The 26,687-nt window shown below is 58.1% G+C and carries 21 protein-coding genes; 12 read left to right on the top strand and 9 right to left on the bottom strand.

Translation table 11 applies throughout. The features are described from left to right. The first annotated feature begins 33 nt into the window (after positions 1–33). A complete protein-coding gene (locus GJU83_RS08165) occupies positions 34–612 on the top strand; it encodes a porin family protein (RefSeq protein ID WP_153634051.1) in 579 nt (192 codons plus the stop codon). 39 nt (positions 613–651) lie between these two features. On the opposite strand, the gene cysK is transcribed toward GJU83_RS08165, so the two are convergent. The 3 genes from cysK to GJU83_RS08150 form a co-directional block, all read right to left on the bottom strand. Then, positions 652–1,623, bottom strand: a complete 972-nt coding sequence (cysK, locus tag GJU83_RS08160) for a cysteine synthase A (RefSeq protein ID WP_069182244.1) — start codon at positions 1,621–1,623, stop codon at positions 652–654. Positions 1,624–1,667: 44 nt separating this feature from the next. Continuing rightward, complete coding sequence (locus GJU83_RS08155) at positions 1,668–4,541, bottom strand: transporter substrate-binding domain-containing diguanylate cyclase (protein ID WP_227549539.1); 2,874 nt, start codon at positions 4,539–4,541, stop codon at positions 1,668–1,670. A gap of 109 nt (positions 4,542–4,650) precedes the next feature. Then, positions 4,651–5,094, bottom strand: coding sequence for a methylglyoxal synthase (locus GJU83_RS08150; protein ID WP_104321209.1), 444 nt, complete (start codon positions 5,092–5,094; stop codon positions 4,651–4,653). Positions 5,095–5,177: 83 nt separating this feature from the next. Here GJU83_RS08150 and GJU83_RS08145 point away from each other — a divergent pair, with 83 nt between their 5' ends. Continuing rightward, positions 5,178–5,969: an ATP-binding protein gene (locus tag GJU83_RS08145; protein WP_153634050.1), complete on the top strand. Its 792-nt coding sequence runs from the start codon at positions 5,178–5,180 to the stop codon at positions 5,967–5,969. Here GJU83_RS08145 and GJU83_RS08140 read toward each other — a convergent pair whose 3' ends face one another. Genes GJU83_RS08140 through pdsR form a run of 3 tightly spaced genes read right to left on the bottom strand, consistent with a single transcriptional unit; the run spans position 5,970 to position 10,031 of the window. Next, positions 5,970–7,277: a DUF3422 family protein gene (locus GJU83_RS08140; protein WP_136631194.1), complete on the bottom strand. Its 1,308-nt coding sequence runs from the start codon at positions 7,275–7,277 to the stop codon at positions 5,970–5,972. A gap of 18 nt (positions 7,278–7,295) precedes the next feature. Then, on the bottom strand, positions 7,296–9,326 hold the full coding sequence (locus GJU83_RS08135) for an ATP-binding protein (protein ID WP_153634049.1): 2,031 nt from the start codon (positions 9,324–9,326) through the stop codon (positions 7,296–7,298). A gap of 3 nt (positions 9,327–9,329) precedes the next feature. After that, a complete protein-coding gene (pdsR, locus tag GJU83_RS08130) occupies positions 9,330–10,031 on the bottom strand; it encodes a proteobacterial dedicated sortase system response regulator (RefSeq protein WP_069182239.1) in 702 nt (233 codons plus the stop codon). Between the two features lie 433 nt (positions 10,032–10,464). Between pdsR and GJU83_RS08125 the strand changes: the two genes are divergently transcribed. The 5 genes from GJU83_RS08125 (at position 10,465) to GJU83_RS08105 (ending at position 14,538) form a co-directional block, all read left to right on the top strand. Continuing rightward, positions 10,465–12,462, top strand: coding sequence for a marine proteobacterial sortase target protein (locus GJU83_RS08125; RefSeq protein ID WP_228715158.1), 1,998 nt, complete (start codon positions 10,465–10,467; stop codon positions 12,460–12,462). Beyond that, positions 12,459–13,049 (top strand): class GN sortase, encoded by a 591-nt coding sequence (locus tag GJU83_RS08120; RefSeq protein WP_153634047.1) that lies wholly within the window; start codon positions 12,459–12,461, stop codon positions 13,047–13,049. The genes GJU83_RS08125 and GJU83_RS08120 overlap by 4 nt, the downstream gene beginning before the upstream one ends. Positions 13,050–13,097: 48 nt before the next feature. After that, positions 13,098–13,796, top strand: a complete 699-nt coding sequence (locus GJU83_RS08115; protein WP_069182236.1) for a lysophospholipid acyltransferase family protein — start codon at positions 13,098–13,100, stop codon at positions 13,794–13,796. Between the two features lie 95 nt (positions 13,797–13,891). Then, positions 13,892–14,134, top strand: coding sequence for a GlsB/YeaQ/YmgE family stress response membrane protein (locus GJU83_RS08110; protein ID WP_069182235.1), 243 nt, complete (start codon positions 13,892–13,894; stop codon positions 14,132–14,134). Between the two features lie 2 nt (positions 14,135–14,136). Next, positions 14,137–14,538, top strand: a complete 402-nt coding sequence (locus GJU83_RS08105; RefSeq protein WP_069182234.1) for an MAPEG family protein — start codon at positions 14,137–14,139, stop codon at positions 14,536–14,538. 68 nt (positions 14,539–14,606) lie between these two features. Here GJU83_RS08105 and GJU83_RS08100 read toward each other — a convergent pair whose 3' ends face one another. Further along, positions 14,607–15,260: a DUF2202 domain-containing protein gene (locus tag GJU83_RS08100; protein WP_153634046.1), complete on the bottom strand. Its 654-nt coding sequence runs from the start codon at positions 15,258–15,260 to the stop codon at positions 14,607–14,609. A 306-nt stretch (positions 15,261–15,566) separates the two neighbouring features. After that, positions 15,567–16,007, bottom strand: coding sequence for an OmpA family protein (locus tag GJU83_RS08095; protein ID WP_136631189.1), 441 nt, complete (start codon positions 16,005–16,007; stop codon positions 15,567–15,569). A gap of 323 nt (positions 16,008–16,330) precedes the next feature. Between GJU83_RS08095 and GJU83_RS08090 the strand changes: the two genes are divergently transcribed. Then, positions 16,331–17,779 carry a rhomboid family intramembrane serine protease gene (locus GJU83_RS08090; protein ID WP_153634045.1) on the top strand — a complete coding sequence of 483 codons (1,449 nt, stop codon included), beginning with the start codon at positions 16,331–16,333 and terminating at the stop codon, positions 17,777–17,779. Between the two features lie 120 nt (positions 17,780–17,899). Here the strand turns inward: GJU83_RS08090 and GJU83_RS08085 are convergent, their stop codons facing one another. Continuing rightward, positions 17,900–19,354, bottom strand: coding sequence for a hypothetical protein (locus GJU83_RS08085; RefSeq protein ID WP_153634044.1), 1,455 nt, complete (start codon positions 19,352–19,354; stop codon positions 17,900–17,902). A 144-nt stretch (positions 19,355–19,498) separates the two neighbouring features. On the opposite strand from GJU83_RS08085, the gene GJU83_RS08080 reads away from it, so the two are divergent. The 4 genes from GJU83_RS08080 (at position 19,499) to acnA (ending at position 26,615) form a co-directional block, all read left to right on the top strand. Next, the gene (locus GJU83_RS08080; protein WP_153634043.1) at positions 19,499–21,322 is read left to right on the top strand and encodes an ABC transporter ATP-binding protein; all 1,824 of its coding nucleotides are present in this window, start codon (positions 19,499–19,501) and stop codon (positions 21,320–21,322) included. Between the two features lie 171 nt (positions 21,323–21,493). After that, positions 21,494–22,075: an SCO family protein gene (locus GJU83_RS08075; protein WP_069182229.1), complete on the top strand. Its 582-nt coding sequence runs from the start codon at positions 21,494–21,496 to the stop codon at positions 22,073–22,075. Further along, positions 22,072–23,592 (top strand): methyl-accepting chemotaxis protein, encoded by a 1,521-nt coding sequence (locus GJU83_RS08070; protein ID WP_153634042.1) that lies wholly within the window; start codon positions 22,072–22,074, stop codon positions 23,590–23,592. The genes GJU83_RS08075 and GJU83_RS08070 overlap by 4 nt, the downstream gene beginning before the upstream one ends. 260 nt (positions 23,593–23,852) lie before the next feature. After that, on the top strand, positions 23,853–26,615 hold the full coding sequence (gene acnA, locus GJU83_RS08065) for an aconitate hydratase AcnA (RefSeq protein WP_153634041.1): 2,763 nt from the start codon (positions 23,853–23,855) through the stop codon (positions 26,613–26,615). Positions 26,616–26,687 lie beyond the last annotated feature (72 nt).

Below are 26,687 nucleotides of genomic sequence, written 5' to 3'. Positions count from 1 at the left end.
AAGGACATTTGAACTCATCAGGAGGAACGCCCTATGAATTCCGCAATCCGTTTTACCACTGCCGCACTGTTCACAGCGTCTTTCGCCGCCGCGCCCGCCGTTCTGGCTCAGGGCAGCGTGGAGCGGGACCGGTCGGGTCCTTATGTTAGTGGCAGCTACGGCGGCTACAAATCACACGGCGGCGAGTTCGAGGATGAAAACGATCTGCTTGGCGCCGCTGTTGGCTACCAGTTCAGTCCGTTTTTTGCCCTGGAGGCGGAGTACATCGATTTCGGCAACTTTGGCGAGGACGAGGTTGAAGGCAAGTTGAAAGGCTTTGGTCTGGGCGCTGTTGGCCGACTGCCCCTTACGGACAGCTTCGGCGTGTATGGCAAGGCGGGGGCGTTTGCGTCCGCTTTCGATGTTGATGCATTCAACGAAAGTGAGACCTACGATGAGGTATCGCCTTTCGTGGGTGCCGGTGTGGATTTCCGGGTGACACCTCATTTGACGGCATTCGCGGAATACAATCGCTACAACGTCGACATTGATAAAGAAGATTTCAACGGCCAGGTTACCAACAGCGGGCCGGAGTTTGATACCGGTCGGGTCGGTCTGAAGTATCAGTTCTGATGAGTGCAAGGCGCAGCAACATGCTGCGCCTTTTCACAACTATTGAACGTTTTCCAGTTCACCAAACCGGTCGGCGAACAGTGCCGAAGACAGGTAACGCTCCGCCGTATCCGGCAGCACCACCACAATATTCTTACCCTGGTACTCCGGCTGCTTGCTGATTCGAACTGCAGCCACCACCGCCGCGCCGCAGGAAATGCCGCAGAGAATGCCCTCTTCCTGCATCAGTCGATGGGCCATGTCCATGGCGTCTTCATTGGTGACAGTCTCCACCTGATCGACCATTTCCAGGTCCAGGTTCTTGGGTACGAAGCCAGCCCCGATGCCCTGAATCTTGTGAGGGGATGGTTTGGGGTCCTCACCGTTCATCACCTGCGTAATCACGGGCGAGTCGGCGGGTTCGACGGCAATGGTGGCAATTTTCTTGCCCTTGGTGCCTTTGATGTAGCGGGAAACACCGGTCAGTGTGCCGCCAGTGCCAACCCCGGCCACAAAGACATCGACCTCACCATCCGTGTCGTTCCAGATTTCCGGGCCGGTGGTGTCCTCGTGAATTCGGGGATTGGCCGGGTTCTGGAACTGCTGAGGCAGAAAATGATTGTCTGGATCGCTGGCAAAGATTTCTTCAGCCTTGGCGATGGCGCCCGGCATACCTTTGGCTGGTTCGGTCAGTACCAGCTCTGCACCGAGTGCTTTGAGCACCTTGCGACGCTCCAGGCTCATGGAAGCGGGCATGGTCAGGATCAGTTTATAGCCCCTGGCGGCTGCCACATAGGCCAGGGCGATGCCCGTGTTCCCACTGGTGGGCTCCACGATGGTCATACCGGGTTTCAGGGTGCCGCGTTTTTCGGCGTCCCAGATCATGGCTGAGCCAATCCGGCATTTGACCGAATAGGCCGGGTTGCGGCCCTCGATCTTGGCCCAGATGGTGGCGCCATCGTTGACGCGGTTCAGTCTGACCAACGGGGTGTTGCCGATGGACAGGGAGTTGTCCTCGTAAATGCGTGCCATGGTGTTCTCCTTGTAGCTTTGTTTTTATTCTAGTCTAGCACCACTCAGGAGCCCACCGAACGAGCTTCGAGGCGGTTGCGGCCATTCTGTTTGGCCTGATAGAGCGCCTGGTCAGCCTGCCGCAGAAATTCCGCTGGCGAGTCGTCGGGTCCGGGAATGCCCGTGGCGAGGCCAATGCTGATGGTCAGGTTGACTTCGTGTTCGCCGCACACCGAGCAGCTTTTCTGTACGGCCTTGCGGAAAGTCTCGAGGCGATTCCTGATCTCGTTCCTGTCTTCGTAGCTGGCAAAAATAACAAACTCTTCACCACCGAAGCGGGAGAGCCTGTCGGTTTCCCGGCGGAAGTGTTCACGCATCAGGCCAGCCAGTGTTTGCAGGCAGACATCCCCCGCCTCGTGGCCGTAATTATCGTTGATCATCTTGAAATGGTCGGCGTCCACCATCGCGACAGCAAAGCCCGAACCGTGGCGCTGGCACCATTGGAAACTCTTGCGGAATTCCTGGTCGAAATAGCTTCGGTTGCCCAGCTTGGTCAAGTCGTCGGTAACGCTCAGCCGGGCGAGGGTTTCGTTGGCGTGGGACAGATCCCTGTTTAGCCGACCGAGTTTTCGGTTCCAGAAGACAAGAAGGCCAGCTATGAGTATCGCGGCGATGGATAAACGCCAGATCAGCGTGTAGTCCACGGATTCCTCAATCTGAATATTGCGCCATTGCCGTTCGAGATTTTTCCGCTCTTCAGAAGTCAGGCTGGATACCAGCTTTTGCATGATGCCAAAAACCACGGGCTCCTCTTTGCGAGTAGCTACCGACAGTGACCAGTCTGCCGGAATACGGCCGATGACTTTCAAGTCGGCAAGCCCGAGTTCCTGCATGTAATAGCTGGCGGTTGCCAGTGTTGTAATGTACCCATCCAACTCGTTGCTCTGTAATTTACGCAGACCTGCCTGCTCGTTGGCGACTTCAACCAGGTTCATTGAGGGGTAGCGGCTTCGCAGAAGTTCTTCAAAGGCGTAACCCTCAACAATGCCGATTCGCTGGCCTCGCAGATCGCCAACACGTTCGATAAACGGAGCCTCAATCCGGCCAAGGACAACCGTGGGCACCTCAAGGTAGGGGTCGGTAAAGTTCAGGTAATCCAGCCGCTCTGGCGTTTGCATCGCCATCGTGAAGATATCGCACTCGCCCCTCTTCATGCTGAGAATGGATTCTGTCCAGGTGTCGGTGCGAACCAGTTCGAATTGAATGGGCGTCCGTTTTGAAAACAAGCGGACTACTTCCGCCGATAACCCGGCATGCTTACCCTCTGCATCAAGGCCTTCAAGTGGAAACCAATCCGGATCGATGCAGGTGTTGATCTGGTGGTTGTGGGACTCGAGCCAGGCCAGCTCTGCAGCATTCAGGGCCACTTCTCCCGTTGCCTGCACTTCCAGGTCGACACTGGCACCCAGCCAGCGGGTTTCAATGGCGTGCATCTCTTCCGGGGTGATTGCTGACAATGCCTGATTCAGGATGTCCACCAACGGTGCCAGACCAGGTCTGACACCGAACCTCAGATCCTCCCCGCTCTGGCCGTCGATGATTAGCTCCCCGGCGATTCTCACGCCTGTTATGCCCATCTCACGCACCCAGAAGTTGCCGTTGGGCAGGGCCGCGAGCACCACATCCACCTCATCTCTCGCAAGTGCCTGGAACATGGTGTCCTGGGTGGTAAAGATCCTCGCATTCTCACCGAGTGCATTGCGCACCGGTTCTTCGTAGTAGATGCCAGAGCCCAGAGCCACGCGCTGGCTCTTCAGGTCTTCAAGGCTGTTGATTCTCAGGGCAGGGTCCCGGGTAAACGCCACGTTGGGAATCGTATGGTAGGGCTGGGTAAATCGGGTAAATGCCTCGCGCTCGGGTCGGTATGACATGTTGGCCAATACATCGATTTCCCCGTCTCTGAACAGCGGGAGCAGTTCGATCCATTGGCCTTCCACAGGGATGATCTGCAACCCGGTCAGGTCTGATATTCGGCCGAGCACATCAACGCTCAACCCGTGAATCCGGGTTGCGCTCTCGAAGCTGTAGGGCGCGTAGTCCCGCATCAGGCCAACGCGAACGGGGCCGGTCTCGGCGATAAACTCGCGTTGCCTTGGCGTCAGGGTAAAGCTGACGCCGTTGGAAAGGTTATTACCGCCCAGTTCCTGCCAACGGTTGAGCAGCTCGTTGATGCGCTCGACTGGAATCTGCCCCAGGCCCTCAGTGATTCTCTGGTAAAGGCCCTCATTGGATTTGAGTACGCCAATGCGAAAATCCTCGGTTGCCAGATCTCCAAGGGGGGCGGTCCCAGCGATTTCAAGAAAACCAAAGCCGGCCTGGTTGGCATAATATTGAAGGGTCAGTCTTGGGCCGATAATGACATCAACCCAGCCAAACGCGAGGGCACGAATCATGCTGTGAACAGAATCGTAGCTGGTAATGGACAGCCCGTGTTCCTCAAGAGCGTCACGGTAATAGACATCGCGTACGACGCCTACACGCCTGTTTTCGAGGTCCGCCAGCGAGCTTATCTGCCCCATCGGCTCCTGGCTGTTATGCATCAGATAGGTCTGGCGCAGATGATAGGGCTCGGTGAACAGGATTTTTTCCGAGCGTTCGGCACTGAAAGAAATGCCATCAATAACATCCAGCTCACTGCGTAGAAACGCATCGTAGATTTCCGGCCAGCTGCCGGCCCGGAACCGGAAGTTCAGGCCCGACTGTCGGGCCACCTCCCTGAGAACATCCACAGAAAAGCCGGAGGCGCCGGGGCCATCATCGAACGAGTAGGGTTTGTTGTCGCCAACGATACCGACGGTAATGGTCTCGTCGGGCTGCTCGGAAAACGCCAATGGGGCTGTCAGCAAAAGATAAAAGCCCCAGAGAAATGCAGCGGCCACCCTCCAGCATCCGCTATTTTTGTGAGTCGCGCGAGTTTTCATCGGCAGGCCGGCGTTCCTTTACAGCTTCTTTTTTAGTGTAGCTGTAAGCGGCCCGATTGAACATTACTCAGGCGCTGACCGAGCGACCGGTGTAATCGGAGAAGTCGGGCTTTTTCGGCTGGTGCTGGTCGTCGGTCATGTAGGCTGAGGTCAGAATGAATTCGGCCGTTGCCCGGTTGCAGGCCACCGGGATGTTCCACAGCGCGGCAATCCGCAGCAGGGCCTTGATATCCGGGTCGTGGGGTTGGGGTTCGAGTGGATCCCAGAAGAACACCAGCAGGTCGATTTCGCCCTCGGCAATTTTTGCGCCGATTTGCTGGTCGCCGCCCAGGGGTCCACTGAGCAGGCAATGGATGTCATCCCGCTCCAGGTTGTCCCGTAGCAGCCGTCCGGTGGTGCCGGTGGCGTAGAGTTTTAGTGGGGCAAAGCGGGTGCGGTTTTCGGCAACCCAGTCCACCAGTTCCTTTTTCTTGTTGTCGTGTGCCACCAAAGCGACGGATTTTACGGCCATTTGGGGTAAAGTCTCCTGTTATCAAGGTTTTTTCAGGGTCAGTGTTTCACAGCCTGACCCGCGACGGAATAGGAAAGAGGTTTATGTCTGCGACTGCACCCTTTGACTGGCAATCCACTCCGGCGGCGGTCTGGCGTCGCCATCGTTCAGGGCTTCGTGCCATCCGCCGACTCGATCCGGTGCAATGGCAGGACCTGAAGGGTATCGACCGGCAACAACAAGCCCTGGCCCGCAATACCGAGCGCTTTCTTGCTGGTGAGCCCTCCAACAACGCCTTACTCTGGGGCTCCCGGGGCACGGGTAAGTCGTCCCTGATCAAGGCGTTGCTGAATCGCTACAAGGAGCGCGGGCTGCGCATGATTGAGGTGGACAAGGACGATCTGGTCAATCTGCCAGAGATTGTTGACGACATTTGCGATCTGCCGTTCCGGTTCGTGATCTTCTGTGATGACCTGTCGTTCGATGTCGGGGAATCCAGCTACAAGGCCCTGAAAAGTGTGCTGGAGGGTTCCCTGGAACTGCCGCCGGAGAACGTGCGGGTTTATGCCACCTCCAACCGCCGACACCTGATGCCGGAGTTCATGTCTGACAACCTCAAGAGCGAGATGCGGGACGGGGAGCTGCACCCGGCGGAGGCCATCGAAGAGCAGGTCTCGCTGGCGGACCGCTTCGGTCTGCAGCTATCATTCTATGCCTTCTCGCAGGACGTCTTCCTACAGGCCGTGGATGCACTTTTCCCGCAATTTGATGACCGTGAAGGCCTGCACCGGGAGGCCATTCGCTTCGCCACCGCCAAGGGCGTGCGCAACGGCCGAACGGCTCAACAGTTCTACCGGCAGTTTGCCGGCGAACGGGAGCTGGGCAAACTGAAGTAGCTACTGCCGTTTTGCCATCTTGATGAAGTGGTGGTGGACCACACGAACCCCGAGAAACACCAGGGTCATCACCACCGGAATGGCGATGCCGAGAACCAAGGTTTTGTTGAAGGCCACGCCAGCTTCATAAACCGAATCCAGCCCGAATTTGAGCAGGCCAATCAGGTAATAGGTGATGGCCACCACGGAGAAACCTTCCACCGTGTGCTGCATCATCAGCTGAATTTTGGAGCGCCGGTCCATGGAGCTGAGCAGTTGCTGGTTCTGGCTCTGGATGGCCAGTTCCACCCGGGTGCGCATCATGTCTGACGCCCGGTCGATCCGGCGTGACAGATCTTCCAGCCGCTCACTGACCGCCTCGCAGGTTTTCACCGCCGGTGTCAGCCGGCGGGTCATGAATTCGGTCAGGGTCAGGTGGCCTGAAAGTTCGTCTTCCCGCAGTTCCTCCAGGCGGGTCAGGACCAGTTGATGGTAAGCTCTGGTGGCGGAAAACCGGAACGTAGAGTGGGCCCGGAAGGCCTCGATACGGGCCGCGATGTTGGTCAGCTGGGCCAGGAGCTTTTCTTCATCCACCGTTTCGTTTTCGGCCAGTGATCGGGTAATCACTGCCAGTTTCTCGTCCATATCGTTCAGGGAGGGCGTGATTTCCCGGGCAACCGGTAGCGCCAGCAGTGACATCAGGCGGTAAGTTTCAATTTCCATCAGGCGCTGGGTCAGGCGTCCCAGCTGGCTGTCTGACATGTGGTGGTTCATCACCATAAAGCGGCCAAAACCGTCACTATGCAGCCGAAAGGTGCCCCACACGCGGGCGGCGCCTTCCTGGGGGCTGGAGCCGACCAGTCGCATGCCTTCGAAGTGCTTGCGGACATAATCCAGGTCGCCTTCGGTGCCATCAGCGGCGGGCCGGACTTCCAGATGGAAGGCAGCAATCACTGTGCCGGTCAGCTGTTCCAGCCAACCTGCCGGCAGCGACGTAATACCCGTCTCGGTAAATGGTGCTTCATCGCCCGCGTCCAGATTGATGAAGGTGTAAGACGCAAACTCCATGTGCATCTCGCGCCGAACCCGCAAAGAACCAAAGGTGTGCTCGAAGCAGCCCACTTCTTTTTCGGGCACCGGGTGCCCCATCAGCCGATGGAGCTCCTGCAGATGCCGGAATTGCTGTTCCCGCTGCTCGGGCGTGGTCAACACCGCCATCTGGGTGACCCGCGCCGGTGTCGGCAACACCTGGAACGGTCGTGAATGGAGCTCGTTGTAGAGATCGTTCCGAAGCGGGTGGATATCAAGGGAGTCCAGGCGTGCGCTCACGGCGGGCAGTTCCTGTTTTCAAGAATGGATGGCAGGGATAATAACCCGGAAGCTCACGCCGTCAATGCCACCTTGGGTGCGGTTGCGGGCTTCCACCCGGGCACCATGGTAGTCGGCAATCAGGCTGACGATCAGCAAACCCTGCCCCAGGTGGCCCTGTTCCTGGCCGTCCCGCATCGAGACAAACGGGCTGAAAATGTCCGTTGTGGTGTCTTCTGGCAGCGCCGAGCCCTGGTTGAAAACGGATAGGCACAGGCCTTCTGAACTTGAGTCCAGGGCTATCTCGATCAGGCCTTCCTGTGGTGTGAAATCACGGGCGTTGTCCACCAGTTTGTCGAGAAGCTGCACCATGAGCTCCGGAGAGCCGGTGATCATGCAGCCCGCATCGGGCCCCGAATAGCGAATCTGATGGCTGGGATCAAGTGCCTGGTAGGCGGCCGTGGCTTCGGCGGCCACTGCGGCCAGATCAAACTGTTCTTTATCCGCATGGTCCAGGCTCTGCTCAAGCCGCGCGGCTTCGCTCATGCCGTGGAGTATCTGCCGAAGGCGCTCGGTGGCTGAGGCGGCCCGTTCAATGTACTTCCTGCGTTCTTCTTCCGAGTCGCTGTGGTTCAGGTTTTCCAGCGAGGAACGAACCACCGCGACAGGGGTTTTCAGCTCATGGGACAGTCGCCTCGAGAAGCTCTCCAGGTAGCGGTTGTAGCCGTGGAGCCGGTCCACCATCAGGCTGAAGTGCCGCTGCAGTTGGCCCAGTTCATCGTTGCTTCGGGCATCCGGCACACGACCGGTAATCCGGCCATCTTCGTCAATGCTGGCGCTGACAGCGCGCTGCAGGCGAGTAATTCGCCATGACAGCCAGCTGGCGTAGCCGAGCAGAACCAGCGTTAGAGCAACAATGATCAGTGTGCTACGGGCGATGACCGAGCCCAGGGCAGAGCCGGAAAGAGTCAGGAGCTGGTCCAGTGACTGTTCAAGGATCAGCGTGCGACCACCGAAAACCTCCCGCGTGGTTAGCAGCCAGACGCTGTCATCCTCGTGTCGAACGAGGCCTTCCTCCGGGAGAGCCTCGATAGCCACACGGTTTGTGCCGGTTTCGATGGCGGTGGGCTCCGGCTGGTAGAGGCGCACCAGGCCCCGGAGTGCGTTGAGACTGATCTGCTCGACCACCTGCAACGGGCTCAGGCTGTCGAAATCCGGCGCTTGCGACGCAGTGTCCGAATGCTGCCGTGCGATCACCCAGCCTGCCGGTTCAACCAGGCGCACCCGCTGGCCCTGGTTCAACTGCGGTTCCAGTTGGCGCTCAAGGGCCAGATTGCGACCGACCAGAACCGGCAGCGGATCGACCGGCGTAGAAACGCCGGCTTCCTGGTCATTGCCCCACAATGCCGCAAAACCCAGGTGGCTGCGGTTTGCAGGCATGGGTAACTTCAGCTCCAGTTGCCAGCCGCTGCCGGTTTGTTGCATGAATCCGGAAATACGGTAGTCTGGCTGTTGGCTGGCTTCTTCCAGACCATACAGCTGACCCGGAGCCGGCGTGCGCAGCAGCCAGGATGTCCGTTGCGCACCGGGAGTCAGGTTGCCTGGAGCTGGCTCCAGCCACAGCCTGAGACGATCATGGGCCTGGTCTGGGCTGCCCGGGTTGAAGAACACCGGTTGTCGCTGGTTAACGCGGATCAGCAGGAACAGGTGCCGCCGGTCGGTCATGGCCTGCCATTGAAGAGAGTGCTCTCCGGTTTGGCTGCGGGTTTGGCCTTGCCAGTTTCTGTCCTGATTTTCTTCGTCAAAGCCCGGCCAGTCAGCACCATAACCATCCAGATTCAGGCTACCCGTTAGCGGCTCAACATAGATGGCTGGCTCCTCGGGTGTGATGACGGTTGCACCAATGATTTGATCGCCGGCGGTTTCCGCCAGCCTCCCGGCCTGGGCCTGCAATTGCAGCCGGGCCTGCTGTCGGAGCGCGTCGTCCAATTCCAGAACGAACTGCAGACCTGCCCAGGGGATCAGCAGCATCAGCAGGCTGGCGACGAACAGCTGTCGTTTGAGACTCAAGGTTCAGACCTCACGGGCATTCCAGCGATAACCCATGCCGTAGGCGGTCTGGATGCCATCGAAGGTCTCATCCAGTTGCAGGAACTTGCGGCGGATACGTTTGATGTGAGAGGTGACGGTATTGTCGTCCAGTACCGTGCTGGCGGCTTCCATCAACTGCTCGCGACTGCGGACATGGCCCGGGTGCTGCACCAGGGAGTGCAGCATCCAGAATTCGGTGACGGTCAAATCGATGGGCGTCTCATTCCAGGCGACGGTCATGCGATCCACGTTGAGCGTGAGTTTGCCTCGCTGGAGTACTTCATCCGGCTTCTGCAGGGCTTCGGCCCAGGCATCGGCACGTCTGAGAAGGGCGGTCACCCGTGCCAGCAGGTGGTCCAGGCTCATGTCTTTGGTGACATAGTCGTCGGCGCCAAGACGCAGGCCGTGGACAGAGTCGATGTCGCTGTCCCTGGCAGTGAGGAAGATGATGGGCAGGGTCTGGGACAGTGACCGCAGATCCTGGCACAGGGCGAACCCACCTTCCGGTTCATCGCCCAGACCGACGTCGATAATCGCCAGATCGGGCAATGACTGACGTAGAACCTGCCACGCAGACGATCGGTCGCCGTGGGCGCTTACACGGTAGCCACGGCGCTCGAACGCGGCGCGGTAGTTGTCGCGGATGGCGGGTTCGTCTTCGATCAGTACAACGTGTTTTTTCATGGTGGCGGCTGCTTCCCGTTGCCGATGTGTGCCTATTTAAACACGGCAGAGGGTGATAACAAGTTCGAAGGGCATTGTTGCCACAATTCATCATTTTTTGAGGGCGGTTTGTCGCAATCTGCCATGGGAGTTCCTTTCCGGATTGCTGGAATGGCGGTGTTTCGCACAGTCATGCAGTCACAAGGATTCTCTCATGATGCTCACTTATTTACGGCTTTACTCCCCTGTTTTAGACAGGAGTTCGACGCCCGGCAGCTCCGCGGTGGCCTCCAAAACACGCTGTGAATACGTCCCTTTACGCTCGGCTCCGCCATCCATGGCTCCGCACGGTTTTGGAAACCACCGCGGAGCTGCCTCGGATTTTGCTGGCTCTCGACGACTACGATTTAAGCGACTCGGTGAGGGCATTAGCCTCTGGCTGGCAGTTTTGCTGATGCTTTTTGTTCATCCACTGTATGCAGAGGCGAACGAGGCAGACAATGTCGGCGAGCTGCACTTTGTTGATGGTCAGGGGCAGTGGCAGGAACCGGCGCTGGTGCTGGACAATGAATTCGACATACAAGTTAGCGGGCTGATTGCCGACAGCCGGTTGCTTCGCAGTTTCCGCAATACCAGCAACCAGTGGCGGGAAGGCGTGTTCGTGTTCCCGTTGCCGGAGAAGGCCAGCGTCTACGGCCTGACCATGAAAGTGGGGGAGCGGACCATCGAGGGCAAGGTGCAGCCGAAGGAAACGGCGCGTAAGACCTATGAGAAGGCAAAACAGGCCGGGCAGCATGCGGCGAATGTGGAGCAGCAGCGTCCGAACCTGTTTACCGCCCGGGTAGCCAATATCCCGCCGGGGGAGACGGTATCGGTGGAGCTGAAATACCAGCAGCCGGTGCAGTATCAGGCTGGGGTGTTCGAACTCACGGTTCCCACCACGCTGACGCCCCGATACATGCCGGGACGGCCGGTCAGCAAGGCACCGGATCAGTGGCAAGGTGGGTGGGCGCTGCCCACGACCGAGGTGCCGGATGCCAGTGCGATCAGCCCGTTTACCGTTAACCCGACCGATGTGGCGACAGACAGCCATCGTGCCTCCATTGAACTGGTGATTGATTCCGGGCTGCCGCTGGAGAGCGTTTCCAGTCCGTCGCACCGTCTCGCTAGCCGCCAGGATGGCCAGACCTTCAGTGTTAGTCCCGAGGGTGGCGAAATCCTGATGAACCGCGATTTTGTGGTGCGGTGGCGCCCGGTTGCCGGGCTGGAACCCTCCGCAGCGGTCTTTCATCAGTCCTGGCAGGGGGAGGACTATTTGATGGCCATGCTGGTGCCGGGTGATAACGGTTCAATGGTGCTGCCGCGGGATCTGGTGTTTGTAATCGACACCTCCGGTTCCATGGCGGGGGAGTCGATCCGACAGGCCCGAAGTGCGCTTCAGGCGGGGCTGGACACACTGACACCACGGGACCGTTTCAACGTGATCCAGTTCAACAGCCAGACGCACTCCCTGTTCATGCAGCCGGAAGTGGCCACCGGCAATAATCTTGCCCGAGCCCGTCAGTACGTGGATCGCCTTCGGGCTGATGGCGGAACGGAAATGGCGTCGGCCCTGTCCAGGGCGTTGGACAGTGGGGTGGAGACTGAAGCGGGAGCGCGCGTGCGTCAGGTGATTTTCATCACCGATGGCGCAGTGGGCAATGAGGCTGCGCTGTTTCGGCAGATTCGCGAGCAGCTGGGCAGCCAGCGGTTGTTTACCGTGGCTATTGGCTCTGCGCCCAACCGGCATTTCATGCGTGAGGCAGCCCGCTGGGGCCGGGGGACCTATACGGCGATCCAGTCGCCTTCCGATGTAGACGGACCTCTGCAGGCCCTGTTTTCAGCCATGGAATCGCCGGTTCTGACGGATATCCGGGTCAATTGGCCCGGCCAGGAAACCGGCAGGGAGGCCTTCCCTGCACGCCCGGGGGATCTGTTCCAGGGCGAACCCCTGATTCATGTGGTCCGAGGCGTCCCGGCAATGGGGGAATTGAAGGTGTCGGGGCGCCTGCCAGGTGGCCAGGACTGGAACAGGACACTGGATCTGCAACAGGCTGCCTCCGCAACCGGGCTTCATCGGCATTGGGCCAGAGAGAAGATCGACAGTCTGGAGGATGAGGCGAAGGTGGCGGGCCGGGAGCCAGACAGGGCCGGTATTACCGGGCTGGCGGTCAAGCACGGACTGATGTCTGCCTACACCAGTTTTGTCGCCGTGGATTCCACGCCTGCCCGCAGCACAGAAACGCCGATGGTCTCGGATAATCTGCCCACCCTCCTGCCAGCAGGTAGCCAGGCCGGCATGCTGCGCTACCCGCAGACGGCAACGTCGGCGCCGTTACTGATCGCGCTTGGTGTGGTCGGTCTGATGTTTTCCCTGGCGCTCGTGCTGCTGCAGAGGAGGGCATTCGCATGACCAGGCTCCTGCTCCTGTTGTTGACCAGCTCTGCTACCTTGTTGGTATTCGGGTTATGGATTCCGCTCAAGGCGGTGATTGCCCAGGAATTGCTCGAGATGGCCTGGGCGGAAAGCCAGGCCCGCCAGACGGAATCGCGGCCCTGGCCCTGGGCAGACACCTGGCCGGTCGGTCGACTGGCTATTCCGGAGCTGAACGATTCCATGATTGTGCTGGCCGATACCCATGGCGAAAGCCTCGCCTTCGGGCCAGGTCGGTTGACCGGCGGAGACAATACCGGCGGAGCCGTGATCATTGCGGGGCACCGGGATACCCATTTTCGGAGTCTGAAAGCGCTGGAAACCGGCAATGAGGTCCGTCTGCAGGCCCGGGATGGTCGTTGGCAAAGCTACCTGGTGGAAGGGGCCCGGGTGGTCGACAGCCGTTCAGAGCTTATCGATACCCAAAGTTTGCCGGAGGGGACGCTTCTACTGGTGACCTGTTACCCGTTCGACAGTGTCGACGCCGGGGGGCCACTGCGGTACGTCGTCAAGGCCTCGGCAAGGGGTAAACAAACGGAACAAATTGACACTGTTGCCGGAATATAGAGTTGGCGTACACTTGTGCGCCAAAATTGTGCTGCAGAGTTTGGTTGCATGGGTATTATCAGAAAACTGCTGGCTTGGCTGAGCGTGCCGATCATCTGCCTGTTCGCGCTGGTGTTCTACGCGGCAAGGCCCTTCAATCCGGATAACAACCGTTATCTTGCGTGGGTTGTGGCTCGTTTCGGGCGTGCAGTCCTGGGTATGGAGCGGCCTTTGGAAGGCTGGGAAAATATGCCGCAGGATCGGCCCACCGTCGTCATTGCCAATCACCAGCACAATGACGATCTGTTTGTTTTGGGCGACCTGTTGCCGCCGCGCACCGTCACGGTTGGTAAATCGTCATTGGTTTGGGTGCCTTTCTTTGGCCAGGTGTTCTGGCTCGGCGGCAACGTTATCCTCAACCGCGGGCGTTCCCACAAGGCCATTGCGGTTATGAAGGCCACCAGCAGTGCCATTGCTCGGGATCGCAAAAGTCTTTGGGTGTTCCCCGAAGGCACTCGTAGCAGGGGGCGAGGATTGCAGAAATTCAAGAAAGGCGCATTTCATGCAGCGGTGGCATCGGGTGCGCCGATCACGATGGTCTGTGTTCAGGAATATGCCGATGAGGCCGTCGGTTGGACTGGCCGCCGTGAATCGGTGTCTATTCGGATCCTGCCGCCCATTGAAACCGAGGGCCTCACTGCTGAGGATATTCCGGAGCTGATCGAACGTTGCCACCGAAAAATGTCGGAAACGATTGCCACACTGTAATTGTCGGATCTGGAAGTGCTTGAAGCACCATGGGAAACAGGGCAGTCTTGCGGGACTGATCGTTTCCTTCAACGACCCTCAGGGAGAGGCAAGAGATGAATCTGATTCTGTTTCTGATTATTGGCGGTGTAGCCGGTTGGTTGGCTGGTCTGATCATGAAAGGCCGTGGCTTCGGCGTTCTGGCCAACATCGGTATTGGTATTGTTGGCTCGTTTGTCGGCGGTTTTGTTTTCCGTCTTCTGGGTCTGGCTGCCCAGGGTGCTGTCGGTGAGCTGGTAACGGCGACGGTCGGCGCAGTGTTACTTCTCGCTATTGTTAGTGCAATCAAGAAGGCCTGAGCATGATCGTACCCGTAACCGGAGTGTTTGCCGCCGTTATCGGCATTCTTTTGCTGGTGTTGTCGGCCCAGGTCGTCAGGTTTCGTCTGAAGTACAAGAAGGGCCTGGGTGTAACCGATGACCGGGATTTCGAGGCGGCGGTAAGGGCCCACGCCAATCTGGTGGAGTATGCGCCGATTGGTCTGATCATGCTCGCCATCGCAGAACTCAATGGCGTTGCCAGCGGACTGATTTACTGGACAGGCATGGCGCTTGTGGTTGGCCGTATTCTTCATGCCTTCGGTATGATCAACGGGCGGGGCGGCACCCATTGGGCCCGGATGATCGGCATACTGCTGACCTGGTTGTCGATTCTGGTGGCTGCTTTGTTACTGCTATGGAATGTCTGGCAGGTCTACGGTTAAAGCAGTAAAAGAGCGGGGCGGCCATTGGCCGCCCCGTTTTGCTTTCGGGAACCCTGCTTCAAGGACGTTCAGTCCTCAACCTGGCTCTCATCGTGAAGAATCAGTTCCACCTCTTCGGGATCCAGAACCTGAGCCTCGTATGTCAGTCCCTGCGCCTCGATGACCTTTACGAAGGCTTTGAGGTGGCTTTTGGAGCCATCCAGCAGGTTGGAATAGGCCAGAATAATGGCGCGTTCGTCAGTCTGGTTGATAGCGGCCAGAATATCTCTCATATCCTTCTCTTCGATCAGGCCACCCACGAACAGGCCATCAACGAAGGAATTTTTGCCCTTGGCAACCAGTTCGTCGTACAGGGCCTGAAGTTCTTCATTGGTGAAGACACCAATAGTGTCATTCACTACCGGATCCTCAACACCAAATTTGTTGAGCAGGTAATCCACGGTACTGGTATGGCTTTCTTCCGAAAGCGCGATTTGAGCGAAGACCTGCGTTCTGTCACCCCAGTACTGATCCATGGTGAGGTATACGTCACGGGCCAGCTTTTCCTCTTCCCGCATGAACTGGAGATCGCTGACTTCAATGGTGGTCAGGTCGTCCGAACTGGCGGTGTCTGCCGATCGACCGCCGCCGTAGCCGTTGCGGGGGCCGCCTGCAGCGAATGCAGTGCTGGCAAGAAGCATTGAACCAATGAGTGTGGCAGTGATGAAGGGTTTTGCGTTCATAGTGACCTCTCAAGTCAGGTAATGGTTAAACCCGGGATACATCACTAAGACGAAGAGTCGGCCAAAAGGTTCGTTAAATAAAGGTAAGTTTGCTCTCTTTTTTGTAATTTAAGTTGTTGAATATATTGAATAAAAATTCTTAAACTTTATGAGGATGTTCCGTTTAACGTTATATAAATCGCAACAATTAAAATTATGGAAGGAGCAGCGTCGGCTATGTAGGGTAAAACGTCCCTGACGCGCCGAAAGGATTTGGCCCCCGAAAAAAAGCAGGATCGGGGGCGAGTTCTGGGGTGGTGCTTTCGCTCAGAGCGCCCGGGCCACATCCATGGTCAGGTATTCGAGTTCCACGCGGCGATTGGCTGCCCGGTCCTCCGGCGTTGCCAGAGGTCGAGCTGAGCCCCAGTGACTCATGAAAATCCGGGATTCGGCCACACCTTCCTGCATCAGGAACCGGGCGACCGCATTGGCGCGCAGTCGTGAAAGAAACCGATTGTAGTCTTCCGAACCGAAGTTGTCGGAGTGGCCGTGAATTCTGACGGAGATGGCAGGATGGTTCCTGAGGTAGCTTGCGTGCTGTCGCAGGAAAGCAACGTCGTCGCTGCCCAGGGCGTGTTTGTTGAAGCCGTAATGGAACTTCATGCGGTGCGGGCGCCTGGTTCCGGCTTCGAAGTTGGCCGTGGTAAAGCCGGCAGCTATCGCGGCATTGGCTATCAGCTCCGGGTTATCCAATACGAGTACGGTCATCTGAAAAATCCTTGGTTCGGTGTCCGGTTTTTCTTGTTATTCCTGATCACTATTGGCTGGAGCAGGAACAACGGCAATTGGCGAAAGGTCGATATGTGGCCCGGTCCACTCTCTCGATGAAACCGATTGAATGTCATTTGTGTGACATCCGAATGACAGCCGGGCCAGTGTCGTGGGCTTTGCCGACTCTGTGGGGTGTGCCACATTTCCGGGATTGACCGGGTACGACCTTCGCGCTGGATTCCATTTGAGCGCGAAAAGAAGGCCGGGCTGTGGTAAAAAGCAGAGTTTCAGGGACAGATTGTGATGAATTGTGACCGCCCATGCTGATTATCCCCGCTGAAAACGCCATCAACTGGAAACGCCCGCCGTGGGTGACCCTTGGCCTGATCATGGCCTGCCTGCTGGTTTTCCTGTTCTATCAGGGCGGTGACAGCCGCAAACTCGAACAGGCCGTTGAACAATACCTGTCCGCCGATCTTCACGAGCTGGAGGCACCTGCGTACGAGGACTACCTGCAGCGGCAAATCCAGTTCCAGGGCGAGGAGAGCCGGGTCTACGAGCTCCAGCAGTTCCGGCAACTCCGGGAAGAGAACGAACATTTCTGGCTGGCCATCAACCTGATGATGGATCGGGAGTTCTACCAGTACCTGCTGCAGAATCGCGATGTCATCTGGGCGCCGGCGGAGCGGGCGCACTGGCAGGAACAACGCAGCATCATCGAGCAGGACTACCTCCAGAAACTCAGTGCCAACCAGCTTGGTCTGGTGCCGGCGGATCTGTCGCTGTACACCCTGATTACCTACCAGTTTCTGCACGGCGGCTGGGGCCATATCATTGGTAACCTGATCTTCCTGTTCCTGCTCGGGTTTACCGTCGAGAAGGCGCTGGGGCCCGGTCGGTACCTGATTGCCTATCTGGTGTGCGGCGCCCTCTCCGGTCTGATGTTTACTGCATTCTCGGCGGGCAGCTACGTGCCCTTGGTGGGCGCGTCCGGTTCGATCTCTGGCCTCATGGGTATGTATGTGGCCATCTACGGGCTGCAGAAAATCCGTTTCTTCTATTTTCTGGGTGTCTATTTCAACTACTTCCGGGCGCCCGCTATCGCCCTGCTGCCCGTGTGGGTGGGCAAGGAAATCTACGATTACTGGTACGCGGGTGCCACTGGCATTGCCTACATGGCACATGCCGGCGGCCTTATTGCTGGCGCAGGACTTGTCTGGCTGCTCGGCAAGAGCTGGCTGCAGGTGCGCGAAGAGTTCTTCGAGCCGGAAGAGGAAGAGCAGGACGCCCGGTTCACCAGTGGTTACGCCCAGGCCATGGCCAGCCTGGGCCGGATGGAGTTCGATCTGGCGAGACGGCAATTCGAGGCCCTGCGTGAGCATTACCCGGAACGCCATATTCTGCTGGAACACCTTTACCACTTGGCCAAGCTCCGGCCGGATCTGCCGGAATACCGCGATCGCACCAAAGAGCTGATGAACGATGCCCTCAGCCGCCGACAGCCAGAGCAGATGCTTGCTATCTGGCAGGAATACCTGGGCAAGGGCGAGCGCTATCAGCCGTTAGCGGCAGAGGACCATAACCGGGTGTTGTTCACCAGCCTGAAACAGCATGACTTGAAAGCTGCCGAGAAAGCCTACGAGCGGCTGAAAAGCACCGGCGATGATATGTTGACCACTGAGGCCTGTCGGTTGCTGGCGGAAGAGTTCGAAAAGCGGCAGATGGCGCCCAAAGCTCGTCATTATCGCCAACTTCTTCAGGCCGGCTAGCCTCGGGGGAGCAGGGTATGGGAGGGGCTTCCCAAAACACGCTGTGAATACGTCCCTGTACGCTCGGCTCCGCCATCCCTGGCTCCGCACGGTTTTGGGAAGCCCCTCCCATACCCTGCGTCAGTCCTGGACAGAAAACGTTGCTTTCGGTCCCTTCAATGGCTCTTGATTCTTAGCCTGCTCCAGATACACCGTAATCTGCTCATGCAGCGGATGGTTCACGCACTTCTTCTGGATAAACGTCAGGAAAGCCGTCGCCTTTTCCCACTGGGATAATCCGTTGGCCAGGGTCTGGGCCACCAGGAGGTAGGCGGGAGCCAGTTGTTCGCTGTCCGGGAATCGCTTGTGGAAATCCTGCAGTACCCGCAAGGCCAGCTTGAACTGGCCCCGGTGGTACAGGGCCCGGGCGCAGCGTACCGAGAGATCCGGATCCTCCAGTTTGAAGCCGGGTTCTGCTTGCTGAAGCGTGTTCAGCACACCGGCGATGCCTTCGCCATCATTGCGGTCGGCCAGCCAGCCCAGGATGCGTGGGTGGTACCGGTAGAGTTCGTCGGTGTCCTGGCGGGCCGTCAGGAGCTGGTACAACTGGCCGATTCTCAGTGCGTTGTCCCGATCCCGCTTCAGTGCTTCCTTCAGCATGCTCTGTACCCGATCGTAGTTGCCGTCTTTCAGGTTCATGTCGATATCGGCATCGAAGCGGGCACTGCGGTCGCGCTGGTGGGTGTCCTGCCCGGCGGTTTCATCCTGGATGTCCGAGGCAAATCCCAGCTCTTCCTGGTACTGGAACAACAGGTAGCCCAACATGTGGAACAGGATCAGGGTGAAGGTACTGTTCAGGAAACCGGCGAGGGGCTGGGCCACCCAGAATGGAAAATGATTCACGGCGAAGTCCTGGGCCGCGCCAGAGGCGAGGGTAAGCAGGATCAGATAGCCATAGAGCAGGAAATAGGGGGTGCCGATTCGCGAGATCAGCACCGCCAGATTCATTGGGTTTACCGCCGCGCCCACTGAGCGCTCCATGGCCAGCACCATGATGCTTGCCGGCAATGCCAGAATGACAAACGCCAGCGCCAACAGCATCAGGATCGGGCCGCCGAGCATGGCGGCAGCGCCGACCAGCCCGCCCATCAACACGAACACCAGTAGCTGCAGGATGACAATATCGAACCCGCTGCCGGTGAAGGCGACGGACACGGCGGGCGGTTTCAGGTGGCCTTCAGCGGTGTGGTTAATCACCGCATAGGTGTATTTGAAGAGCGCAAGCGCCAGCACCAGCCAGATCAGGATGCCAATCAGGTTGGCAGGCGCAACCACCGGCACCAGGGTACAGATGGCGATAACGATCAGCGGATCGGTATGGAACGGATAGCGGAAGAACGCGCCGAGTCGCTGCCAGAACGGGACCACTTCGGTGGCAGCGCCCAGGTATCGCATGGCCTTGCTGCAGTGCGGGCACAGCGCGCGGCGCTGGCGAGTGTCGGCGTCGGGCATGCAGCGGCTGCAGTAGTGGATCTGGCACTCGCCGCAGTGCCATTTTGCGGGGTCGCCGGGATGGTAGTGGCAATCGTGTTTCACAGGTGCTTGTGTCCTGGTCCATCAGAAAATCGTTGGCTCATGATGACAGATGTCGGTTTTAATCGCAGCAAACCAGTTAACAGGTAGACTATTGTCAGTTCCCGGGCGTATCCAACCGGGCAGATTTCATTTTCCGGAGGTTATTTGGAACACCCCCAAAGCAGCGTAACCGGTATCGACACCCGTGAAGCCCGACAGCCGTATACCTGGCGGGATATCTTCGGGCTTGCGCTCAAGCACAAGCCCAGACTGGTGCGCGCCAATCTGCTGGCGATCATGGCCACCGTCATGAGTGTGCCGGTGCCCCTGCTGCTTCCGGTTCTGGTGGATGAAGTGTTGCTGGACGAGCCTGGCCCGGTGTTACCGGTGATGGATTCGATACTGCCGGGCGGCTGGGAAACACCGGTGGTTTATATCGGGCTGATGGTTCTGGCCGCGTTTCTGCTCCGGGTGGCGGCACTGTCGTTCAATGTCTTGCAGTCCCGGGAGTTTTCCAAGGTCTCCAAGGATGTGGTGTTCCGTATCCGCTCCCGGTTGCTCGGGCGTTTGCAGCGCGTGGCCATGTCGGAGTACGAAACCCGTGGCTCCGGCGGGATCAGCAGCCACTTTATTACCGATCTGGATACCGTTGACCAGTTTCTGGGCACCACCATCAGCCGGTTTCTCGTGGCCAGTCTCACGGTATTCGGCACCGCCCTGGTACTGCTCTGGGTTCACTGGCAGTTGGCTCTTCTGATTCTGCTGTTCAATCCGCTAGTGATCTTCGCCACGATTCTGATCGGCAAGCGCGTCAAGGAACTGAAGCGCCGGGAGAACAGTGCTTACGAGGAGTTTCAGGGTGACCTCACTGAGACCCTGGACGCCATTCACCAGTTGCGGGCGGCCAACCGGGAAAAACATTACCTGCGCCAGCTGATTGATCGCGCCCGCAACGTACGTGACCACGCGATTCAGTTTGAGTGGCGCAGCGACGCCGCCAGCCGGGCCAGTTTTGCCCTGTTCCAGTTCGGTGTCGATGCCTTTCGGGCCGCGGCCATGATCACCGTGCTGTTCAGCGACCTGAGCATCGGCATGATGTTCGCTATTTTCGGCTATCTCTGGTTCATGCTGACGCCAGTTCAGGAGATGCTGAACATGCAGTATGCCTGGTTTGCCGCCAATGCGGCCCTGGCACGGATTAACCGATTGCTGGATCTGAAAGAAGAGCCACGCTATCCGGCGCTTGAGAACCCCTTCCGCGATCGTCACACAGTAGGACTGACCCTGCGCAATATCCACTTTGCCTACGGCGAGGAAGAGGTCCTGCGGGGCATTAATCTGGAGTTGGCACCGGGCGAAAAGGTGGCGCTGGTGGGAGCCAGTGGCGGCGGCAAATCGACCCTGATCCAGGTGATCCTCGGCATGTATACGCCCCAACAGGGTGAGGTGCTGATTGATGGCGTGCCGGTTCAGCGTATCGGCCTGCCGTGCCTGCGCGAGCATGTGGCGACGGTGCTCCAGCACCCGGCGCTGTTCAACGATACCGTTCGCCAGAATCTGACCCTGGGGCGGGAGAAGCCCGACTCCGAGCTGTGGGAAGCCCTGCGCATTGCCCAATTGGATGCCACGGTTGCGGCCATGCATGATCAGCTTGATACGGTGATCGGCCGCCAGGGGGTTCGCCTCTCTGGCGGCCAGCGTCAGCGTTTGGCCATTGCGCGGATGATCCTTTCGGAACCTTCGGTGGTCATACTGGATGAAGCCACCTCGGCACTGGATGCGGAAACCGAATTCCAGCTCCATCGCGATCTGGAAGCGTTCCTGAAGCAGCGCACTACGCTGATCATTGCCCATCGACTGAGCGCCGTTAAACAGGCAGATCGTGCCTGTGTTTTCGAGGACGGCCGTATCATCGAGGAAGGGCATCACGATGAGCTCATTGCCAGAGAAGGGCTGTATGCGCAGCTGTATGGCGAACGGCAAATGTAGGCTTACCCTCCAAACGTTACTCTCTCTTACAACAAAAATTGATCTGTCGCATTCGGCGACCGTATTGGTTAGCAACGCCAGGCTGTCTCTGCTAATAGTCTGAGTAATGCAACTAAATTCGGGGTAAAGGTTTCTAACGGAACCTGATCCGGTTTTCGACGAGCAATCTTTGTGCGCAAAAAAACCTCAACCATTCTGCTTTTCAGTGCGGCGTTTCTTTTGGTAGCGGCACTTCCTGTCATGCCGTCTTTGCTTGATAACAGTGGTTTTTATGGCATGGCGATCGATGAGTCCGGAACCGCCATTGGTGACTACCGGCCTCCCGAGGACGGGCTCGCCATCGTCTTTTTCGGCTACCGAAAGTGTGGAACCGTTTGCCCGGTTCAAAGCGTCAATCTAATGGAGCTTGGTGAGCGTCTGAAAGGCGAGAAAGTCGAGTTCCTGTTCGTCACTCTGGATCCCGAAACCGACACTGAGGATGCGTTGCGACACATGGTTAAAAGTATGGGGGAGGCGTTCAGGGCTTACCGGCCCGAGAGCTTCAACGCTGCCCAGAAACTGGCTTCAGCTTATAACGGCTTTGCTGCCAAGAGCCATGGTCTGGAAAACCCGATTACCCACAGTGCAGCCCTGCACGTGGTGACAGCCGATTTTCGCAGGAGACTGGTGTACACCACACCGGATCTGAATCTTGAACGGGTTGAACAGGACCTTCGCCGTTTGCTTAACAATAAAAGTGAGAGCTCGACATGACGACAGCGGCACGCAGTCAGTCCTATGAAACTGAAATCCGGGAACGCACCGACCTTCAGATGCTGGTTCTTCTTCTGGCACATATTCCTGTAGTGGGTCTGTTCGTGCCCATGGGCTACGGCACAACAACCTTTGCACTGGTGGCATCTCTGCTGGTCGGAGGGCTTGCAGCTACGGGCTACGGGACCATGCGGGGTACGCGGGCTTTGTCCTGCCTGTATGCGGTCTGCCTGATGTTGTTCTCCGCCATCATGATCCAGGCCCAGATGGGTCGAATCGAAATGCATTTCCATATTTTTGCTGCCCTTGCCCTGGTGATTATCTACAGGGACTGGCTCCCGGTGATTGTTGCAGCCGGTACCATCGCCGTTCACCACCTTTTGCTGACCGCGCTTCAGCTCGGCGGTGCCTCCCTCGGCGACATGGCATTGATGATCTTTAACTACGATTGCAGCTGGTCAATTGCGTTCCTTCACGCCGCCTTCGTGGTATTTGAGGCGTCGATCCTTGTGTTCTTTGCGATTCGGATGGGTGCGGAGCAAAAACAGTCGATACAGATCATCGAGATTGTCCGGGGATTTGACAGCAACCATGATCTGACGGCCCGACTCGATGAGGGGGACAAGAGTGTAACTGCCACGTCCTTCAACAACATGCTGGAGCGGTTTGTTGAGTTGATCGTCAAGCTCAGGGAGCTGTCTGGCCAACTCCGTTCAAACGCGGATGATCTGACCAGCGTGAGCGACACCACCACCACGATTGCCAGTGAGCAGCAGGTCCAGACTGACCAGGCGGCCACAGCGACCAACGAGATGTCGGCCAGTATCCAGGAAGTGGCCAGTAATGCGCAGCTGGCGTCCGACGCGGCCAGTAATGCGTCAGGGGCAGCCACCAGGGGCGGCGAGGCCATGGCCAATGCGTCGAAACTCACGGAGTCCACCGATGAGGCCCTCGAGAGCAGCGCAAACCGGGTGGATGAGCTGAGCGAGAAGATCGAGTCCATTTCCTCTGTCGTCGGCTCCATCAATGCGATCTCCGAGCAGACCAACCTGCTGGCGCTGAACGCCGCCATTGAGGCAGCGCGGGCCGGCGAGCATGGACGTGGTTTTTCCGTGGTGGCAGATGAGGTGAGGGCGCTGTCCCTCCGCACCCAGGAATTTACGGACCAGATTCGGGCAACCATCGGCGAGCTGAGCGACATCTCCGAAGCCACCAAGGCTTCCATGCAAATGGGGCGCACCCGTTCTGCAGAATCCACACGGGCCATGCGGGAAACCGGCGAGGCCATGCGCGAGGTGGAAGCTGCCATCAGCGAAGTGTCCCGAATGAATTACCAGATTGCCTCGGCCTCGGAAGAACAGGCGGCCACGTCACTCCAGATCAACGAGAGTATTCATTCCGTTGCCACCCGCAACAACGATGTGGTGTCCGAGGCTGAGCGGGTCAGGACCATGGCCACGGAGCTTGAGTCAGTCACCGAAAAACTCGATGAACTGGTCAAGCTTTATCGCATCTAACCTTCCCAAAGGCTGACGTTGGAGAGTCCCCGGGCTCTCCGACGTTGGTCTGATATTCACCGTAATGATGCCGAACATTCATTGGCTCGCGGTTGAACTCTCGTTAATTGCTGCAATAGTTAAAGGTGACTTCACGCTGTGGAGTCCTTTCATCAGGCTATGGACGGGTTCTTGATCGTTTTCCCGATCGATGCGTTGCTGAAAGGGCTTCGAAAGAGCCTTCCGGAATACGCGGATAACGACGAAAAAGGAGGCACCACATGTCGAACGAAAGTCTCAGCAAAGACAGCCTGAATACCCTTTCCAGCCTTGATGCTGGCGGTAAAACCTTTCATTACTACAGCCTGCCCAAGGCTGCAGACACCCTCGGGGACCTCAATCGTTTGCCGTTCTCGCTGAAAGTGTTAATGGAGAACCTGCTGCGCAATGAGGACGACTCCACTGTTGATCGAAGCCACATTGATGCCATGGTCCAGTGGCTGAAAGACCGCCGTTCCGACACCGAGATCCAGTTCCGTCCCGCCCGTGTGTTGATGCAGGATTTCACCGGTGTACCCGGGGTGGTTGATCTGGCCGCCATGCGAGAGGCGGTCAAGTCCGCCGGAAAGGATCCGGCCATGATCAATCCGCTGTCGCCCGTGGATCTGGTCATCGACCACTCGGTGATGGTAGACAAGTTTGGTGATCCATCAGCGTTCAAAGACAACGTCACCATCGAGATGGAGCGCAACCAGGAGCGCTACGAATTCCTGCGCTGGGGTCAGCAGGCGTTCGATAATTTCCGTGTGGTGCCGCCTGGCACCGGTATCTGCCACCAGGTGAACCTGGAGTATCTGGGCAAGACCGTCTGGCAGAAGGACCAGGACGGCAAGACCATCGCATACCCGGACACCCTCGTGGGCACAGACTCCCATACCACCATGATCAACGGCCTGGGCATTCTTGGCTGGGGCGTTGGCGGCATCGAAGCGGAAGCCGCTATGCTGGGCCAGCCGGTCTCCATGCTGATTCCGGAAGTGGTGGGCTTCAAGATCACCGGCAAGCTTCGGGAAGGCATTACCGCGACAGATCTGGTGCTTACCGTCACCGAAATGCTGCGCAAGAAAGGTGTGGTGGGCAAATTCGTGGAATTCTACGGTGACGGCCTGAAGGACATGCCCGTGGCAGACCGAGCCACCATCGCCAACATGGCGCCGGAATACGGTGCTACCTGTGGTTTCTTCCCGGTGGACGAGCAGACCATCAACTACATGCGCCTGACCGGCCGCGAGGAAGAGCAGCTGGAGCTGGTGGAAGCCTACGCCAAGGCTCAGGGACTCTGGCGTGAGCCTGGCCATGAGCCGGTATACACCGACAGCCTGGAACTCGATATGGGCGATGTCGAGGCCAGCCTTGCAGGGCCCAAGCGGCCGCAGGACAGGGTTGCCCTCCAGAACATGAAGTCGTCCTTTGAGCTGCTGATGGAAACTGCCGAAGGGCCGGCGGAAGTTCGTGAGAGCAAGCTCGAATCTGAGGGTGGCGGTACGGCTGTTGGCGCGCAGAGCGCCTACTTTGAGCATCCGTCCAGCCAACCGCTCAATATGAACGGCGAGAAGTCCCGGCTGGATCCTGGCGCGGTGGTGATTGCCGCAATTACATCTTGCACCAACACCTCCAACCCGAGCGTGATGATGGCCGCGGGCCTGATTGCCCAGAAAGCCGTCGAGAAGGGACTGAGCACCAAGCCCTGGGTCAAGACTTCCCTGGCGCCGGGCTCTAAGGTGGTCACCGATTATTTGCGGGTCGGTGGTTTCCAGGACGATCTCGACAAGCTTGGCTTCAATCTGGTGGGTTACGGCTGCACTACCTGCATCGGTAACTCGGGTCCGCTGCCCGAAGAGGTAGAGAAAGCCATCGCAGATGGTGATCTAACGGTGGCTTCTGTGCTTTCGGGTAACCGTAACTTTGAAGGCCGGGTGCATCCGCTGGTGAAAACCAACTGGCTGGCATCGCCGCCTCTGGTAGTTGCCTATGCGCTGGCAGGCAACGTGCGCCTGGATCTCTCAAAAGATCCGTTGGGCAACGACAAGGATGGCAACCCGGTGTACCTGAAGGACCTCTGGCCGAGCCAGCAGGAGATCGCTGAAGCGGTGGAGAAAGTGAAGACCGATATGTTCCGTAAGGAATACGCGGAAGTCTTCGACGGCGACGCCACCTGGAAGTCCATCAAGGTGCCGGAAAGCAAGGTGTACGAGTGGTCTGATAAATCCACCTACATCCAGCATCCGCCGTTCTTCGAAGGGCTCAAGGAAGAACCGGACGCGATCGACGATATCAAGGATGCCAACATACTGGCACTGCTGGGCGACTCGGTGACTACAGACCACATCTCACCGGCCGGTTCCTTCAAGGCGGACACCCCTGCCGGCAAATACCTGCAGGAGCACGGCGTTGAGCCGAAAGACTTCAACTCCTATGGGTCCCGCCGGGGTAACCATGAGGTGATGATGCGCGGCACTTTTGCCAACGTGCGTATCAGGAACGAAATGCTCGACGGCGTGGAAGGCGGCTTCACCAAGTTCGTGCCCACGGGTGAACAGATGGCCATCTACGATGCTGCCATGAAATACCAGGAGCAGGGCACGCCGCTGGTAGTCATTGCTGGCAAGGAATACGGAACCGGCTCCAGCCGGGACTGGGCGGCCAAGGGCACCCGTTTGCTGGGTGTGAAAGCCGTGGTTGCCGAATCCTACGAGCGTATCCACCGCTCCAACCTGATCGGCATGGGCGTGATGCCGCTGCAGTTCCCGGAAGGCACCGATCGCAAGAGCCTGAAGCTCACCGGTGAAGAGGCCATCAGCATCGAAGGCCTGTCTGGCGAGATCAAGCCGGGCCAGACGCTGACCATGACGGTGAAATACAAGGACGGTTCCACCGAGACCTGTGAGCTGAAATCACGGATTGATACGGCCAATGAGGCCGTTTACTTCAAGCACGGTGGCATTCTCCATTACGTGGTGCGGGAAATGCTGCGCACTGCCTGAATGGACAGGGCGAACATGGCATGGCGGGCTTCCGCCATGCCGAATTCAAGAAGTAAATGAGAGAAACGAGAG

The sequence above is a fragment of the Marinobacter salsuginis genome, from assembly GCF_009617755.1.
In the GTDB taxonomy this organism is placed as follows: Bacteria; Pseudomonadota; Gammaproteobacteria; order Pseudomonadales; family Oleiphilaceae; genus Marinobacter; species Marinobacter salsuginis.
This window is presented reverse-complemented; position numbering and strand designations above follow the sequence as displayed.